General features: G+C 36.8%; 1 protein-coding gene. It reads left to right on the top strand.

Annotation, left to right across the window (positions count from 1 at the left end):
- The coding region (locus DMA14_RS00070; protein ID WP_157957634.1) for a hypothetical protein at positions 1-342 on the top strand (342 nt) is incomplete at both ends.

A 342-nucleotide genomic window follows, 5' to 3' on the forward strand; every position in this document is an offset into this window, starting at 1 on the left:
TCAGTTTTAGGATCGAATGTTCCTCAGACATTAGGAAAAAATGTTTTTGAAAATGACACAAAAAATGCTCAACCGTTAAACTCTTCAGATGTTACATTGAAAACTACGACAGCAGATCCAAAAGGATATCTGACTGTGGATACAGATGGAAATATTGTTTTAGGCGCTAATCCTCCAGCGGGAGATTATGAGCTGACTTATGAAATCTGCGAGAAATTAAATCCAGACAACTGCAGTTCAAATACGGTAAAAGTAACAGTCGGAACGCCAGTAATCGATGCAGTTGAAGATGTAATAGCTTCAATAAATGGAAATATCGGAGGGAAAACCATTTCATTAACT

This window comes from Flavobacterium sharifuzzamanii (assembly GCF_003254585.1).
GTDB lineage: Bacteria > Bacteroidota > Bacteroidia > Flavobacteriales > Flavobacteriaceae > Flavobacterium > Flavobacterium sharifuzzamanii.